The following is a 16,795-nucleotide window of genomic DNA, read 5'->3' as shown; positions in this document are numbered from 1 at the left end:
ATTTTTATTAAACAATTATTGACAAATGGTAGATTGGCACTGTATGGTATATTCATTCTTGATTGACAAAAACAAGAGAAATCAATAAGATTAATGAAGACTTGAATCCACCTCTTAAGGAGGCACTAGCATGTCAGATTACCTCGTAATCGTGGAGTCGCCTTCTAAGGCGAAGACCATTGAGAAATATTTAGGGAAAAAATACAAAGTTGTCGCGTCTATGGGACATGTTCGCGATTTGCCAAAAAGTCAAATGGGGATAGAAGTAAAGAACAACTTCACCCCGAAGTATATTACCATTCGTGGTAAAGGTCCCGTCTTAAAGGATTTAAAATCAGCGGCGAAAAAAGCAAAGAAAGTTTATCTCGCGGCCGATCCAGACCGCGAAGGGGAAGCGATTGCTTGGCATTTAGCGAATACGTTAAATGTGGACGTTGAATCAGATTGTCGGGTTGTGTTTAATGAGATTACGAAAGATGCAATCAAAGAATCATTTAAACATCCTCGCGCAATTAATATGGATTTAGTAGATGCACAACAAGCAAGACGCATACTTGATCGTCTTGTTGGTTACAATATTAGTCCTTTATTATGGAAGAAAGTAAAAAAAGGATTAAGTGCAGGGCGTGTACAATCTGTAGCAGTTCGTTTAATCATCGAACGTGAAAAGGAAATTCAAAGCTTTGAACCTGAAGAATTCTGGACAATTAAAACAGAATTTGTAAAAGGAAAAGACACATTTGAAGCAAGTTTTTACGGTGTAGATGGTGAAAAAGTTCAATTAACGAATGAAACGCAAGTGAATGAAATAATTGAACAGATGAAAGACAATGCGTTTTCAGTTGAAAATGTAACGCGCAAAGAGCGAAAACGTAATCCTGCATTACCGTTTACAACATCTTCCTTGCAACAAGAAGCAGCACGTAAGTTAAATATGCGAGCAAAGAAAACGATGATGCTTGCACAGCAATTGTATGAAGGGATAGATCTTGGAAAACAAGGAACTGTAGGTCTTATTACGTATATGAGAACTGATTCAACACGTATCTCAGAAACAGCTCAAACAGAGGCACGTACTTACATCACTGAAGCGTATGGTACGGAATACATAGGAACAGAAAAGAAGAAAGAATCGAAAAAGTCAAATGCACAAGATGCACATGAGGCAATTCGTCCTACTTCGGTAATGAGAAAGCCAGAGGAACTGAAAAGTTTCTTAAGTCGTGATCAACTTCGATTATATAAATTGATTTGGGAGCGATTTGTTGCAAGTCAAATGGCGTCTGCTATAATGGATACTGTGACAGCGAGACTCATTAATAACAATGTTCAGTTCCGTGCAAGTGGATCGGTTGTAAAGTTCCCAGGATTTATGAAAGTGTATGTAGAGTCGAAAGATGATGGTGCGGAAGAAAAGGATAAGATGTTGCCGCCTTTAGAAGTAGGGGAAACTGTATTTTCAAAGGATTTAGAACCGAAGCAACATTTTACACAACCTCCTCCGCGCTATACAGAGGCCCGTCTAGTAAGAACACTTGAAGAACTTGGAATTGGAAGACCGTCGACTTATGTACCTACACTTGAAACGATTCAAAAACGTGGATATGTAGGTTTGGATAATAAACGCTTCGTTCCGACTGAACTTGGTGAAATAGTAATTGAACTTATTTTAGAGTTTTTCCCAGAAATTATTAACATTGAATTTACTGCCAATATGGAGCAAAGCCTTGATGAAGTAGAAGAAGGAAATGCCAATTGGGTGAAAATTGTTGATGATTTCTACGTAGGATTTGAACCGCGCTTAGAAAAAGCGGAAAAAGAAATGCGTGAAGTGGAAATTAAAGATGAGCCAGCTGGGGAAGACTGTGAATTATGCGGACATCCAATGGTCTTTAAAATGGGTAAATACGGGAAGTTTATGGCTTGTTCGAATTTCCCTGATTGTCGTAATACAAAAGCGATTGTGAAAGAAATCGGTGTAACTTGTCCGAAATGTGAAGAAGGACAAATTATTGAGCGTCGCAGTAACAAAAAGAAACGTCTTTTCTATGGATGCGGTACGTATCCAGAGTGTGACTTTGTATCTTGGGATAAGCCAATTGGTCGTAAATGTCCGAAGTGTGAAGGCATGCTTGTAGAGAAAAAGTTAAAAAAAGGCGTGCAAGTACAATGTATTTCGTGCGATTATGAAGAAGAACAACAAATGTGAGCGTAATTGCTCACATTTTTTTCGGGAAGAAAAGGAAAGGTGATATAAATGACAACACAAGTAGTAAACGTCATTGGCGCAGGTCTTGCAGGAAGTGAAGCAGCTTACCAAATTGCAAAACGTGGTGTCCAAGTTAGATTATATGAAATGAGGCCGGTAAGGCAAACACCAGCTCATCACACAGATAAATTTGCTGAATTAGTATGTAGTAACTCACTTCGTGCAAACACTTTAACAAATGCAGTTGGAGTTATTAAAGAGGAAATGCGTTTAATGGATTCTGTAATTATTCGTGCGGCAGACGAGTGCTCTGTACCAGCTGGAGGTGCTTTAGCTGTAGACCGTCATGAGTTCGCAGCTAAAGTAACAGAATACGTAAAAAACCATCCGAATGTAACTGTAGTGAACGAAGAGCTTACTGAAATTCCAGAAGGACCAACAATTATTGCAACAGGTCCACTTACATCTCCTGATCTTGCTGCACAATTAAAAGAACTAACAGGTGAAGATTATTTCTATTTCTACGATGCGGCAGCACCAATCGTAGAAAAAGACAGCATTGACATGAATAAAGTATATTTAAAATCGCGTTATGACAAAGGTGAAGCTGCATATTTAAATTGCCCAATGACAGAAGAAGAGTTTGACCGTTTTTATGAGGCTTTAATTGCTGCTGAGACAGTGCCTTTAAAAGAGTTTGAAAAAGAAATTTTCTTTGAAGGTTGTATGCCAGTAGAAGTTATGGCAAGTAGAGGGAGACAGACGCTAGTATTTGGACCTATGAAACCTGTTGGATTGGAAGATCCAAAAACAGGAAAAACGCCATATGCTGTTGTTCAGTTGCGTCAAGATGATGCAGCGGGAACTTTATACAATATCGTAGGTTTCCAAACGCATTTAAAATGGGGACCACAAAAAGAAGTGCTACAGTTAATTCCGGGACTGGAAAATGCAGAGATCGTACGTTATGGTGTAATGCATCGTAATACGTTTATTAATTCACCTAATTTGCTTCGTCCAACATATCAATATAAACAACGTGATGATTTATTCTTCGCTGGTCAAATGACTGGAGTAGAGGGATATGTTGAATCAGCAGCATCAGGATTATTAGCGGGAATTAATGCTGCACGTCTTGTGCAAGGTGAAGAGCCAGTTGTATTACCGTCAGTAACTGCAATGGGTAGCATGGCAAATTACATTACGGCAACGAATGCTAAAAACTTCCAACCGATGAATGCGAACTTCGGTCTATTTGCACCGTTAGAGAAAAAGATCAAAAAGAAAGCGGAACGAAATGAAGCATACGCAACACGCGCTTTAGAAACAATTCAAAATTTTGTAAATATTTAGTTAAATTTCTTGCAAAGGCTACTAAGTTGTGATACGATTTAGTAGCCTTTATTGAGGTGAGTTGTGTGAATGTGAAGAAATTGTTACAATTATTCGTTGGATATTTACAAATTGAAAGAAATTATTCAAAATATACAATTGCAAGTTATCAAAATGATTTAGAACATTTTGTGCAATTTATGGAGCGAGAAGGCATATCCTCTTTTTTAGACGTTACATACGCGGATGTTCGTTTGTACTTAACGACGTTGCACGATGAAAAGTTAGCCCGTAAATCTGTCGCAAGAAAAGTATCAAGCTTACGAAGTTTATATCGTTTTTTGATGCGTGAAGGTTATCGAAAAGATAATCCGTTTGCACTTGCGTCACTCCCCAAAAAAGAATTGTCAATCCCAAAGTTTTTATATGCTGAAGAGTTAGAGGAATTATTTGAAGTTTCTGACACGGGAACACCATTAGGTCAAAGGAATCAAGCTTTATTAGAGTTGATGTATGCGACTGGAATCCGTGTGAGTGAATGTGTCAATTTACAACTTACCGATATTGACTTTGCGGTGGGAACAATTTTAGTAATGGGAAAAGGAAAAAAACAAAGGTATATTCCGTTCGGAAGCTATGCGCAAGATTCTTTAATTACTTATATAGAGAATGGGAGAAAACAGTTAGTTAATAAGACTGACGAAGACTCTCGTATGGTATTTTTAAATGCGAAAGGTACACCGCTAACAAGTCGTGGAGTACGTTATGTTTTAAATGAACTCATTAAAAAGGCGTCACTGACAATGCGGATAAGTCCCCATATGTTAAGGCATACATTTGCTACACACATGTTAGATGAAGGGGCGGATTTACGTACTGTACAGGAGCTATTAGGTCATGAGAATTTGTCGACTACACAAATTTATACGCATGTCTCTAAAGAAAGATTGCGTTCTGTTTACATGAAGCATCACCCGCGGGCATAAATTGCTTTAAAAGCTATAAAAACAAATAAAGGAGTTTTTTCTATGGGGAATTTCCACGCTACAACGATATTTGCAGTTCATCATAATGGAGAATGTGCAATGGCTGGAGATGGTCAGGTGACAATGGGAAATGCTGTTGTAATGAAACATACAGCTCGTAAAGTTCGCAGACTTTTCCAAGGTAAAGTTTTAGCTGGTTTTGCAGGTTCAGTTGCTGATGCATTTACTCTTTTTGAAATGTTTGAAGGAAAATTAGAAGAGTATAATGGCAACTTGCAGCGTGCTGCTGTTGAAATGGCAAAACAATGGCGTGGCGATAAAATGTTACGTCAACTAGAAGCGATGCTCATTGTCATGGATAAAACAACTATGCTTCTTGTTTCAGGTACAGGAGAAGTGATTGAACCGGATGATGGTATTTTAGCAATTGGATCTGGTGGAAATTATGCGCTTTCTGCAGGTCGTGCTTTAAAGCAATATGCAAGTGAACACTTAACAGCGAAACAAATTGCGAAAGCGAGTTTAGAGATTGCTGGTGATATTTGTGTTTATACGAATCACAACATAATTGTTGAAGAATTGTAGAATCGTAAGGGAGGCATTTTATATGCATTTACATTTTACTCCGCGCCAAATTGTGGAAAAATTAGATCAATATATCATCGGTCAAAAAGACGCAAAGAAAGCGGTTGCTGTAGCGTTGAGAAATCGATACCGTCGCAGTAAATTAGCTGAAAATTTACGTGATGAAATAGCACCTAAAAACATTTTGATGATTGGACCGACAGGTGTTGGGAAAACAGAGGTAGCACGACGAATGGCGAAACTCGTTGGAGCACCTTTTATTAAGGTTGAGGCTACAAAATTCACAGAAGTTGGATATGTGGGTAGAGATGTAGAGTCGATGGTACGTGACCTTGTGGAAACATCGGTTCGTATCGTAAAAGAAGAAATGGTAGTGAAAGTTCAAGATAAAGCAGAAGAGCAAGCGAATCAACGTCTTGTTGAAATTTTAGTACCGAGTCCGGAGAAGCAATCTGGATTTAAAAATCCATTAGAGATGCTTTTTGGGGGCGCTCAAAATTCGAGTCAAACGTCTGATACACAAGAAGATGGTGAAATCGAAAAGAAACGTCAAGATGTGGAGAGAAAGCTTGCTGCAGGGCTTCTTGAAGAAGAGATTGTATCGATTGAAGTGACTGAGCAACAGTCGTCAATGTTTGATATGTTACAAGGAACTGGCATGGAGCAAATGGGGATGAATTTCCAAGATGCGTTAGGGAGTTTTATGCCGAAAAAAACAAAAAAACGTAAACTTTCTGTAAAAGAAGCAAGAAAACTCTTGACAAATGAAGAGGCACAGCGCTTAATTGATATGGATGAAGTTACACAAGAGGCTGTTTATCGTGCTGAACAGCTCGGGATTATTTTTATTGATGAAATTGACAAAATTGCTGGTAAGCAGTCGAATAGCGTAGATGTATCACGTGAAGGTGTGCAACGTGACATTTTGCCTATTGTAGAAGGGTCGAATGTTGCGACAAAATACGGATCAGTAAAAACGGATTATATTTTATTCGTTGCAGCTGGAGCGTTCCATATGTCTAAACCGTCGGATTTAATTCCGGAATTGCAAGGGAGATTTCCGATTCGAGTAGAATTAACAAAATTATCGACAGACGATTTTGTTAAAATATTAATCGAGCCTGACAATGCGTTAATTAAACAATATATGGCATTATTAGCGACCGAAGGTATAGAAATTGAATTTTCAGACGAAGCTATTCGTAAGATTGCTGAGATTGCTTATCAAGTTAATCAGGATACAGATAATATTGGAGCAAGAAGACTTCATACGATTATGGAGAAGCTCCTTGAAGATTTATCGTTTGAAGCATCTGAAATTACGTTAGAGAAAATAACGATAACCCCTCAATACGTTGAGGAGAAATTAGCAACAATTGCTAAAAATAAAGATGTGAGCCAGTTTATTTTGTAATAGTGTCATCAGGTGACTCGCCCTAGTTTCCAAGTGATGAAAAAATATGTGAGTAACATGTAGGAGGAACTTTTGAAATGGAATTATTAGCAAAAACAAGAAAATTAAATGCGTTATTACAGAGCGCAGCAGGGAAGCCTGTAAACTTTAGAGAAATGTCTGACACAATGTGTGAAGTAATCGAAGCAAACGTATTCGTAGTTAGTCGTCGTGGTAAATTACTAGGTTATGCAATTCACCAACAAATCGAAAACGAACGCATGAAGCAAATGCTTGCAGAACGTCAATTCCCAGAAGAATATACACAAAGCTTATTCAACATTACAGAAACATCTTCAAACTTAGATGTGAACAGTGCTTACACAGCATTCCCGGTAGAAAACAGAGAATTATTTGGTCAAGGTTTAACTACAATCGTACCAATCGTTGGTGGTGGTGAGCGTCTAGGTACATTAGTATTAGCTCGTCTTGGTCAAGAGTTCTTAGATGACGATTTAATCCTTGCTGAGTACAGCTCAACTGTTGTAGGCATGGAAATCTTACGTGAAAAAGCAGAAGAAATCGAAGAGGAAGCACGTAGTAAAGCTGTTGTTCAAATGGCGATCAGCTCATTATCTTACAGTGAGTTAGAAGCAATTGAGCATATCTTCGAAGAATTAAATGGAACAGAAGGTTTACTTGTTGCAAGTAAAATTGCTGATCGTGTAGGAATTACTCGTTCTGTAATCGTAAATGCACTACGTAAATTAGAAAGTGCTGGTGTAATTGAGTCTCGCTCTTTAGGTATGAAAGGAACATACATTAAAGTGCTAAACGATAAGTTTCTACAGGAACTTGCTAAATTAAAAACAAACTAATTTATAAAAAACTCTCCTCGATCGAGGAGAGTTTTTTTGTGCAATGGATTGATGGCGCTTGTGAAAAGTGCCATAAGCGTGTTTTCTGGGAAAACTATTAATTGTGTTTTACTTTTTTGCTTAAAAGAAATGAAGGTTGGTAATACTAGAATTCGAGTATGAACAAAGAAAGTTTTACATTGTTCGCATTTTCGACTTGATTGTAATATTTCAGTATGATATAGTAAGCAGTGGTGTCAGTACAAAGTACACACGTTTACTGATTTAAGTGTTGGTGCTACGTTTGTAGTTTCGCTTAGAGATGAAGTAAACGGAGGATATCAAAAACCATTTAGGAGGAACTATATTATGTCAGTAATTTCTATGAAGCAATTGCTTGAAGCTGGTGTTCATTTCGGACATCAAACTCGTCGTTGGAACCCAAAAATGAAGCGTTACATTTTCACAGAGCGTAACGGTATCTACATCATCGACTTACAAAAAACTGTGAAAAAAGTTGAGGAAGCTTACAGAACGATGCGCGACATCGCTGCTGAAGGTGGAGACATCTTATTCGTAGGTACTAAAAAACAAGCACAAGAAGCTATTAAAGAAGAAGCAACTCGTGCTGGTATGTACTTCGTTAACCAACGTTGGTTAGGCGGAACTTTAACAAACTTCCAAACAATCCAAAAGCGTATCAAGCGTCTTAAAGACATCGAAAGAATGCAAGAAGATGGTACTTTCGAAGTACTTCCTAAGAAAGAAGTTGTTCAACTTAAAAAAGAGTTAGAGCGTCTTGAGAAATTCTTAGGCGGTATTAAAGATATGAAAGGTCTTCCAAGTGCATTATTCGTAGTAGACCCTCGTAAAGAGCGTATTGCAGTTGCTGAAGCACGCAAATTACACATTCCAATCATCGGTATCGTTGATACAAACTGTGATCCAGACGAAATCGATCACGTTATCCCAGCAAACGATGATGCAATTCGTGCTGTAAAACTTCTTACATCTAAAATGGCAGACGCGATCCTTGAAGCAAAACAAGGTGAAGAAACTGTTACTGCGTAACAAAGTTGGAAAGGTGATAAGGGGTTCGGCCTTTTATCACCTTTTTTAAGGTATAAACACCTTTATAAAAGGTATAAATACATATTTTAGGAGGATGAAAAATATGGCAATCACTGCTCAAATGGTAAAAGAATTACGTGAAAAAACTGGCGCAGGTATGATGGACTGCAAAAAAGCTTTAACAGAAACTAACGGCGACATGGAGAAGGCAATTGACTTCTTACGCGAAAAAGGTATTGCGAAAGCTGCTAAAAAAGCAGACCGCATTGCTGCTGAAGGTTTAACTTTCATCGAAACAAACGGTAACGACGCTTTAATCTTAGAATTAAACTCTGAAACTGATTTCGTTGCGAAAAACGAAGGTTTCCAAGCACTAATTAAAGAATTAGCTGCTCACTTATTAACTAACAAACCAGCTAACGTTGAAGAAGCTATGGCTCAAACAATGGAAAACGGTAAAAACGTTGAAGAGCACATCAACGAAGCAATCGCTAAAATTGGTGAAAAACTTACACTTCGTCGTTTCGAAATCGTATCAAAAACTGATGCAGATGCATTCGGCGCTTACCTACACATGGGTGGACGCATTGGTGTATTAACAGTTCTTGAAGGTTCTACTGATGAAGCTGCTGCTAAAGATGTTGCAATGCACATCGCTGCAGTTAACCCTAAATACATCGACCGCGATGCTGTAACAGCTGAAGAAGTTGAGCATGAGCGTCAAGTATTAACACAACAAGCATTAAACGAAGGCAAGCCTGAAAAAATCGTTGCAAAAATGGTTGAAGGCCGTCTAGGCAAATTCTTCGAAGAGATTTGCTTACTTGACCAAGCATTCGTTAAAAACCCTGATATGAAAGTTCGTCAGTTCGTTGAGTCTAAAGGCGGAACATTAAAAGGATTCGTTCGCTACGCTGTTGGTGAAGGTATCGAAAAACGCGAAGACAACTTTGCTGAAGAAGTAATGAACCAAGTAAAAGGTAGTAACTAATACAGATTAGGGAACACATTGTGTTCCCTTTTTTAAAATAAAGATGTAAGCAATTGGAGGTTCATTATGAGTAAACCGAAATATAATCGTGTCGTTTTAAAGCTAAGTGGAGAAGCTTTAGCTGGAGAGCAAGGATTTGGAATTAATCCAACTGTTATTAAGTCAGTTGCAGAACAAGTAAAAGAAATTGCAGAACTTGATGTAGAGGTTGCTGTTGTTGTTGGTGGCGGTAACATTTGGCGTGGGAAAATTGGAAGTGAAATGGGCATGGATCGTGCAGGAGCAGATTACATGGGCATGTTAGCTACAGTTATGAATTCATTAGCTCTTCAAGATAGCTTGGAGAATATTGGAATCCAAACTCGTGTACAAACTTCAATTGAGATGCGTCAAGTGGCAGAGCCTTACATTCGCCGTAAAGCAGTTCGTCACTTAGAGAAAAAACGTGTTGTTATCTTTGCAGCAGGTACAGGTAATCCATACTTCTCTACAGATACAACAGCAGCATTACGTGCAGCGGAAATCGAAGCAGACGTTATTTTAATGGCAAAAAATAATGTGGATGGTGTATATAGCGCAGATCCATCTATTGACCCAACAGCTACGAAATACGAAACGCTTACTTACTTAGATGTATTAAAAGAAGGTTTAGGTGTAATGGATTCTACAGCTTCTTCTCTATGTATGGATAATGATATTCCATTAATTGTATTCTCAGTTATGGAAAAAGGTAATATTAAACGTGCCGTTTTAGGCGAAAATATTGGAACAGTTGTAAGGGGGAAATAAATATGGGACAACAAGTATTGAAGTCTTCAAATGAAAAAATGGAAAAAGCAGTTGCTGCTTATTCTCGTGAATTAGCAACAGTTCGCGCTGGTCGTGCAAGCTCGTCTGTATTAGATAAGGTACAAGTTGATTACTATGGTGCACCAACACCAGTTGTGCAATTAGCGAACATTACAGTTCCAGAAGCACGTTTACTTGTAATTCAACCTTATGATAAAACTTCTATCGGTGATATCGAAAAAGCAATTTTAAAAGCAGATTTAGGCTTAAACCCTTCTAATGATGGAACTGTAATTCGTATTGCATTCCCTGCATTAACAGAAGAGCGTCGTCGTGATCTTGTTAAAGTTGTGAAAAAATATGCTGAAGAAGCAAAAGTAGCTGTTCGTAACGTACGTCGTGACGGAAATGATGATCTTAAGAAGCTTGAAAAAGCTGGCGAGATTACAGAAGATGATTTAAGAGGATATACTGAAGATATCCAAAAAGAAACAGATAAATATATTGCAAAAGTTGACGAAATCGCAAAAAACAAAGAAAAAGAAATCATGGAAGTGTAATAGCGATAACTTCGCAAATATGACCCTCTTCTTAAGGGGGTCTTTTTACACTTTTAGGCATACGTCTGCTTGTTGGAGGGTATGAATGATGTTTAAAAACTTTCCTTTTTTTAAAGGTAAAAAGGACACATCGTTTGATCATCTCGTTGAAGAAGTGAAAAAAGGATATATCCCAGAACATATTGCCATCATTATGGATGGGAATGGAAGATGGGCAAAGAGGAGAGCAATGCCTCGTATTGCGGGACATCATGAAGGTATGCAAGTTGTAAAGAAAATTACAAAATTTGCAAGTAAACTTAATGTGAAAGTGTTAACTCTTTATGCTTTTTCAACTGAGAACTGGAAAAGACCGAAAAAGGAAGTTGATTATTTAATGAAGCTTCCAGAAGAATTTCTAGGTACATTTTTACCAGAATTGATTGAAGAAAACGTACAAGTCCGAGTAATAGGGCAAAAAGATCGTCTTCCTACGCATACACGCAGAGCGATGGAGAAAGCCATGGAAGATACGAAAGAGAATACGGGATTAATTCTTAATTTCGCGTTAAACTATGGAAGTCGAGATGAAATCGTTTCTGCTGTGCAACATATGATGAAAGATAATGAGGAAGGAAAAATTCGTTCTGAAGAGGTAAGTGAAGAAATGCTTTCCTCCTACTTAATGACGAGTTCTTTACCCGATCCAGAGTTGTTAATCCGAACAAGCGGAGAGCTACGTATTAGTAATTTCATGTTATGGCAAATTGCATATTCGGAGTTTTGGTTTACAGATGTGTATTGGCCAGACTTCAAAGAAGAACATTTGCTAAATGCGATTACTGACTTTCAACATAGAGGGCGCAGATTCGGAGGCGTGTAGAAAGAGAGGGTTTGGTAGTGAAACAGAGAATTATTACTGGAGTGGTTGCTGCCGCGCTATTCATTCCCATCGTAATATACGGTGGCGTGCCTTTTACGGTTTTAGTGTATGCACTTGCTTCTATAGGTTTATATGAATTAATTCGTATGAATAAGCTTACGCTTATTTCAGTACCGACAGTTTTAGCTGCAGTATTATTGTGGATTCTTTTAATTCCAAGTAGTGCATCAGAACTGTTTACATGGATTGGATTAGGTAAATTGGAAATCACATTTGTGATTGTTTTATTACTTTTATCATATACAGTCCTTTCTAAGAATACATTTACTTTTGATAATGCTTCATTTTTACTAATGGCAACGACATATGTGGCAATGGGATTCTTATATTTAAATGAAACGAGAATATTAGGAATTAAATATGTGTTTTGTGCATTATTTGTTATATGGGCTACTGATTCAGGCGCATATTTCGTAGGAAAAGCATTAGGCAAGAGAAAATTGTGGCCAGAAATTAGTCCAAATAAAACGATTGAAGGTTCATTAGGCGGCATCGTTTGTGGAATTATTGTGGCACTTGTTTACAACGTGTTCTTCCCAGTCGAATCGAATGTAGTAATTTTAATTGTGCTGACAATTATCATTTCTATTTTTGGACAAATTGGTGATTTAGTACAATCTGCTTTTAAACGTCATTATGGCGTAAAGGATTCAGGTACAATTTTACCTGGGCATGGTGGTATATTAGATCGAACAGATAGTTGGTTATTCGTTTTACCAATTCTCTACTTCTTATTACAATACAATTAATAAATGAACGAGGGGTTGGAGTCATGAAAAACATTAGTTTATTAGGTGCAAGCGGATCAATTGGTACACAAACTTTAGATGTATTACGCTCGCACCCAGACCAATTCCGTCTCGTTGCTTTTTCTGTAGGGAAAAATATTGACTACGCAGTAAAGGTAATTCAAGAATTTTCTCCGCAAATCGTCTCTGTGCAAAGAGAGGAAGATGTTTTAAAATTACAAACTGTTTCTGGTAATACAAAAATTGTATATGGTAGTGAAGGACTTTTAGAAGTAGCATTACATCCAGATGCGGAGATTGTAGTAAATGCTGTTGTAGGTAGCGTAGGGTTGTTACCGACACTTCGTGCGATTGAGGCGAAAAAAACAATTGGAATTGCAAATAAAGAAACGTTAGTAACTGCAGGACATCTTGTAATGGAAGCAGCGCGAAAACATAATGTTTCGTTACTTCCAGTAGATAGTGAACATTCGGCTATTTTTCAATGCTTGAATGGTGAAAATGAAAAAAGAATTTCTCGTCTTATTATAACGGCTTCTGGTGGAAGTTTCCGTGATAAAACGAGAGATGAATTGCATCATGTGACCGTAGAAGATGCGCTTCGACATCCAAACTGGTCAATGGGTTCGAAAATTACAATTGATTCTGCTACAATGATGAATAAGGGACTAGAAGTAATTGAAGCACATTGGCTTTTTGGTATCCCTTATGAGCAAATCGATGTTGTTTTACATAAAGAAAGTATTATCCATTCTATGGTTGAATTTGAAGATCGTAGTGTAATGGCGCAGCTTGGTTCACCTGATATGCGAGTACCAATTCAATACGCACTTACATATCCTGATAGATTGCCTCTTTCAGAAACAAAACAGTTAAACTTATGGGAAATAGGGACGTTGCATTTTGAGAAAATGGACCAAGAACGATTCCGTTGTTTACGTTTTGCGTATGAAGCTGGAAAAGCTGGTGGAAGTATGCCAGCTGTAATGAACGCAGCGAATGAAGTAGCTGTTGAAGCTTTTTTACAAAAGAGAATTGGTTTCTTAACAGTGGAAGACCTCATTGAAAAAGCAATGAACCATCACAATGTCATTGCACGTCCGAGCTTAGAGGAAATTCTGGAAATTGATGCAGCCACAAGACGGTTTGTGATGGAACAAATTTAGCAAAGGTGGTTATGGAATTGAATACAGCGATTGCCTTTATATTAATTTTCGGTGCACTCGTATTTTTCCATGAGCTAGGGCATCTATACTTCGCGAAAAGAGCAGGCATTTTATGCCGCGAGTTTGCGATTGGTTTTGGTCCGAAAATATTCTCATTTGAAAAGAATGAAACGGTGTATACGATTCGATTACTGCCTCTGGGTGGCTATGTAAGAATGGCTGGCGAGGATGCAGACACAGTTGAGTTAAAGCCAGGGAAAAAGGTTGGCCTTGTGCTAAATGAAAAAGACGAAGCTGTGAAATTAGTTTTTGATGGATATGAAAAATATCCAAATGTTCGTGTTATTGAAGTCGAACAAGCTGATTTAGAGCATAATCTAACGATTTCAGGCTATGAAGAGTATGAGGAAGAGCTTCAAACATTCCGAGTGAATAAAAAGGCTCGCATCATTACTGCTGGAGAAGAAATTCAAATTGCTCCATATAACAGGCAATTTGGCTCTAAAAAATTGGGTCAACGCGCTTTAACAATCTTTGCGGGTCCTGCAATGAACTTCATTTTAGCATTTGTTATTTTTGTGATTCTTGGATTTGTACAAGGGGTTCCTATTGACAAACCAATGGTCGGAAAAGTGATGGATAATAGTGCAGCACAGCAAGCTGGCCTGAAAGAGAATGATACAATTCAAGCGATTGATGGGAAAAACACAAGTACATGGAAAGATGTTGTTACTATTGTACGTGAAAACCCGAATAAAGAAATTACGTTACAAGTAAAGCGTGATAATGAACAGTTTAATGTGAAAGTAACGCCAACACTTGATAAAGAAGGAAAAGACGAAGTTGGTAGAATTGGTGTTTATTCTCCTGTAGAGAAAACAGTAATGGGTTCTATTAAATCAGGATTTGAACAAACGTACCAATGGACGAAACTAATTTTTGAATCTCTTGTGAAATTAGTAACTGGTCAATTTTCTATTAATGAGTTGTCAGGTCCAGTAGGAATTTATAATCTAACAGATCAAGTTGTAGATTATGGATTTACGCGTGTACTAAGTTTAGCGGCAGTTCTAAGCATTAATCTTGGTTTATTTAATTTATTACCAGTTCCTGCTTTAGATGGTGGCCGTTTATTATTCTTCTTAATTGAAGCGTTACGAGGGAAACCAATTGACCGTCAAAAAGAAGGAATGGTTCATTTTATTGGTTTTGCATTATTAATGTTATTAATGTTAGTTGTAACATGGAATGACATTCGTAAGTTTTTCTTGTAAAATAGAATGAAACTAATAATGAAATAGAGCTCGTAGAATAAAATCCCTCACCTAATTCGAGGTGAGGGGTTTTACTGCGTGTAAGAGTAAAATGAAGAGGTGCAAATAAATGAAACAAAGTATGGTATTCAGTCCTACATTACGTGAAGTTCCAGCTGATGCTGAAATTAAGAGTCATCAATTATTACTTCGCGCAGGTTTTATGCGTCAAAATGCTTCTGGTATTTATAGTTTTCTACCATTTGGATTAAAAGTATTACACAAAGTAGAACGTATCGTTCGAGAAGAAATGGAGCGTGCAGGAGCTGTAGAATTATTAATGCCAGCTATGCAAGCTGCAGAATTATGGCAAGAATCAGGTCGTTGGTATTCATACGGATCTGAATTAATGCGTATGAAAGATCGTAACGCTCGTGAATTCGCATTAGGAGCGACACATGAGGAAGTAATTACGGATCTTGTGCGTGATGAAGTGAAATCATATAAAAAATTACCGTTAACATTATACCAAATTCAAACAAAATTCCGTGATGAGCAAAGACCTCGTTTCGGTTTATTACGTGGAAGAGAGTTTCTAATGAAAGATGCATACTCTTTCCATGCTACACAAGAGAGCTTAGATGAAGTATACGATCGCTTATATAAAGCATACTCTAACATTTTTGCTCGTTGTGGCTTGAATTTCCGTGCAGTTATTGCTGATTCTGGAGCAATGGGCGGAAAAGATACACATGAATTTATGGTATTATCTGATGTTGGTGAAGATACAATTGCATACTCTGACACATCTGATTATGCAGCAAACATCGAAATGGCTCCTGTTGTAGATACGTATACGAAGAGTGACGAAGTAGAAAAAGCTCTTGAAAAAGTAGCAACACCAGACCAAAAAGCAATTGAAGAAGTATCTGCATTCTTAAACATTGCAGCTGATAAGTGCATTAAGTCTATGGTATTTAAAGTAGATGAGAAATTAGTAGTTGTACTTGTTCGTGGTGATCACGAAGTAAACGATGTGAAAGTGAAAAATGTATACGGCGCTTCAGTTGTTGAGCTTGCTTCTCATGAAGAAGTAAAAGAATTATTAAATTGTGGAATTGGTTCATTAGGGCCGATTGGTGTAACAGGTGATATTGAAATTATTGCTGATCACGCTGTAGCATCAATTGTTAACGGATGTTCAGGAGCGAACGAAGAAGGATTCCATTATGTAAATGTAAATCCAGAACGTGACTTTAAAGTAAGTCAATATACAGATTTACGCTTCATTCAAGAAGGAGACCAATCTCCAGATGGAAACGGAACAATTCTTTTCGCACGCGGAATTGAAGTTGGTCATGTATTCAAATTAGGAACTCGTTATAGTGAAGCAATGAACGCGACATTCCTAGATGAAAACGGAAAAACACAACCACTTATTATGGGTTGTTACGGTATCGGTGTATCTCGTACAGTGGCAGCAATTGCAGAGCAGTTTAACGATGAGAACGGCTTAGTTTGGCCAAAAGCTGTAGCACCATTCCATGTGCATGTAATTCCAGTAAATATGAAATCTGATGCACAACGTGAAATGGGTGAAAATATCTACAACTCATTACAAGAACAAGGCTATGAAGTGTTATTAGACGATCGTGCAGAACGTGCAGGTGTTAAGTTTGCAGATGCAGATTTATTCGGTCTTCCAGTTCGCGTTACAGTTGGTAAAAAAGCAGACGAAGGTATTGTAGAAGTGAAAGTACGTGCTACAGGTGAGTCTGAAGAAGTAAAAGTAGAAGAACTTCAAACATATATTGCAAATATTTTAAAATAAGAAGAGGTACCTCGTAATGGGGTACCTTCTCTTTCTTTGTAAACGTATTTTGTAAAAGAAGAAGGAAGAAATCTTTCTTTGTAGTACGTTTCAATTTATAA

The 16,795-nt window shown here is 37.7% G+C and carries 15 protein-coding genes; all 15 read left to right on the top strand.

Annotation, left to right across the window (positions count from 1 at the left end; genetic code table 11):
* Positions 1-130 precede the first annotated feature (130 nt).
* Positions 131-2,209 (top strand): type I DNA topoisomerase, encoded by a 2,079-nt coding sequence (gene topA / locus BUA87_RS19780; RefSeq protein WP_001286955.1) that lies wholly within the window; start codon positions 131-133, stop codon positions 2,207-2,209.
* A gap of 48 nt (positions 2,210-2,257) precedes the next feature.
* Positions 2,258-3,562 (top strand): FADH(2)-oxidizing methylenetetrahydrofolate--tRNA-(uracil(54)-C(5))-methyltransferase TrmFO, encoded by a 1,305-nt coding sequence (trmFO, locus tag BUA87_RS19775; RefSeq protein WP_000213006.1) that lies wholly within the window; start codon positions 2,258-2,260, stop codon positions 3,560-3,562.
* A 65-nt stretch (positions 3,563-3,627) separates the two neighbouring features.
* A complete protein-coding gene (gene xerC / locus BUA87_RS19770) occupies positions 3,628-4,527 on the top strand; it encodes a tyrosine recombinase XerC (protein WP_001101245.1) in 900 nt (299 codons plus the stop codon).
* Between the two features lie 42 nt (positions 4,528-4,569).
* A complete protein-coding gene (gene hslV, locus BUA87_RS19765; RefSeq protein WP_000526274.1) occupies positions 4,570-5,112 on the top strand; it encodes an ATP-dependent protease proteolytic subunit HslV in 543 nt (180 codons plus the stop codon).
* Positions 5,113-5,134: 22 nt separating this feature from the next.
* The gene (gene hslU / locus BUA87_RS19760; protein WP_000550085.1) at positions 5,135-6,526 is read left to right on the top strand and encodes an ATP-dependent protease ATPase subunit HslU; all 1,392 of its coding nucleotides are present in this window, start codon (positions 5,135-5,137) and stop codon (positions 6,524-6,526) included.
* Between the two features lie 77 nt (positions 6,527-6,603).
* Positions 6,604-7,383, top strand: coding sequence for a GTP-sensing pleiotropic transcriptional regulator CodY (codY, locus tag BUA87_RS19755; protein ID WP_000421290.1), 780 nt, complete (start codon positions 6,604-6,606; stop codon positions 7,381-7,383).
* A 348-nt stretch (positions 7,384-7,731) separates the two neighbouring features.
* Positions 7,732-8,433 carry a 30S ribosomal protein S2 gene (rpsB, locus tag BUA87_RS19750; protein WP_000111485.1) on the top strand — a complete coding sequence of 234 codons (702 nt, stop codon included), beginning with the start codon at positions 7,732-7,734 and terminating at the stop codon, positions 8,431-8,433.
* Positions 8,434-8,536: 103 nt separating this feature from the next.
* On the top strand, positions 8,537-9,424 hold the full coding sequence (tsf, locus tag BUA87_RS19745) for a translation elongation factor Ts (RefSeq protein ID WP_001018577.1): 888 nt from the start codon (positions 8,537-8,539) through the stop codon (positions 9,422-9,424).
* Between the two features lie 66 nt (positions 9,425-9,490).
* Positions 9,491-10,213: a UMP kinase gene (gene pyrH, locus BUA87_RS19740; protein WP_000042669.1), complete on the top strand. Its 723-nt coding sequence runs from the start codon at positions 9,491-9,493 to the stop codon at positions 10,211-10,213.
* A gap of 2 nt (positions 10,214-10,215) precedes the next feature.
* Positions 10,216-10,773 carry a ribosome recycling factor gene (gene frr, locus BUA87_RS19735; RefSeq protein WP_000531505.1) on the top strand — a complete coding sequence of 186 codons (558 nt, stop codon included), beginning with the start codon at positions 10,216-10,218 and terminating at the stop codon, positions 10,771-10,773.
* Positions 10,774-10,858: 85 nt separating this feature from the next.
* Positions 10,859-11,635, top strand: a complete 777-nt coding sequence (gene uppS, locus BUA87_RS19730; RefSeq protein WP_000971296.1) for an isoprenyl transferase — start codon at positions 10,859-10,861, stop codon at positions 11,633-11,635.
* Between the two features lie 17 nt (positions 11,636-11,652).
* Positions 11,653-12,444 (top strand): phosphatidate cytidylyltransferase, encoded by a 792-nt coding sequence (cdsA, locus tag BUA87_RS19725; RefSeq protein WP_000813592.1) that lies wholly within the window; start codon positions 11,653-11,655, stop codon positions 12,442-12,444.
* 23 nt (positions 12,445-12,467) lie between these two features.
* Positions 12,468-13,610 carry a 1-deoxy-D-xylulose-5-phosphate reductoisomerase gene (dxr, locus tag BUA87_RS19720; protein WP_000790380.1) on the top strand — a complete coding sequence of 381 codons (1,143 nt, stop codon included), beginning with the start codon at positions 12,468-12,470 and terminating at the stop codon, positions 13,608-13,610.
* Between the two features lie 17 nt (positions 13,611-13,627).
* Complete coding sequence (gene rseP, locus BUA87_RS19715) at positions 13,628-14,884, top strand: RIP metalloprotease RseP (RefSeq protein WP_072940522.1); 1,257 nt, start codon at positions 13,628-13,630, stop codon at positions 14,882-14,884.
* A gap of 109 nt (positions 14,885-14,993) precedes the next feature.
* Positions 14,994-16,694 carry a proline--tRNA ligase gene (locus BUA87_RS19710; RefSeq protein ID WP_072940519.1) on the top strand — a complete coding sequence of 567 codons (1,701 nt, stop codon included), beginning with the start codon at positions 14,994-14,996 and terminating at the stop codon, positions 16,692-16,694.
* The last annotated feature ends 101 nt before the right edge of the window (positions 16,695-16,795 follow it).

This window comes from Bacillus sp. bc15 (assembly GCF_900142585.1).
In the GTDB taxonomy this organism is placed as follows: domain Bacteria; phylum Bacillota; class Bacilli; order Bacillales; family Bacillaceae_G; genus Bacillus_A; species Bacillus_A cereus.
Note: the sequence above shows the minus strand (reverse complement) of the source record. Positions and strands in the feature narration are given on the sequence as shown.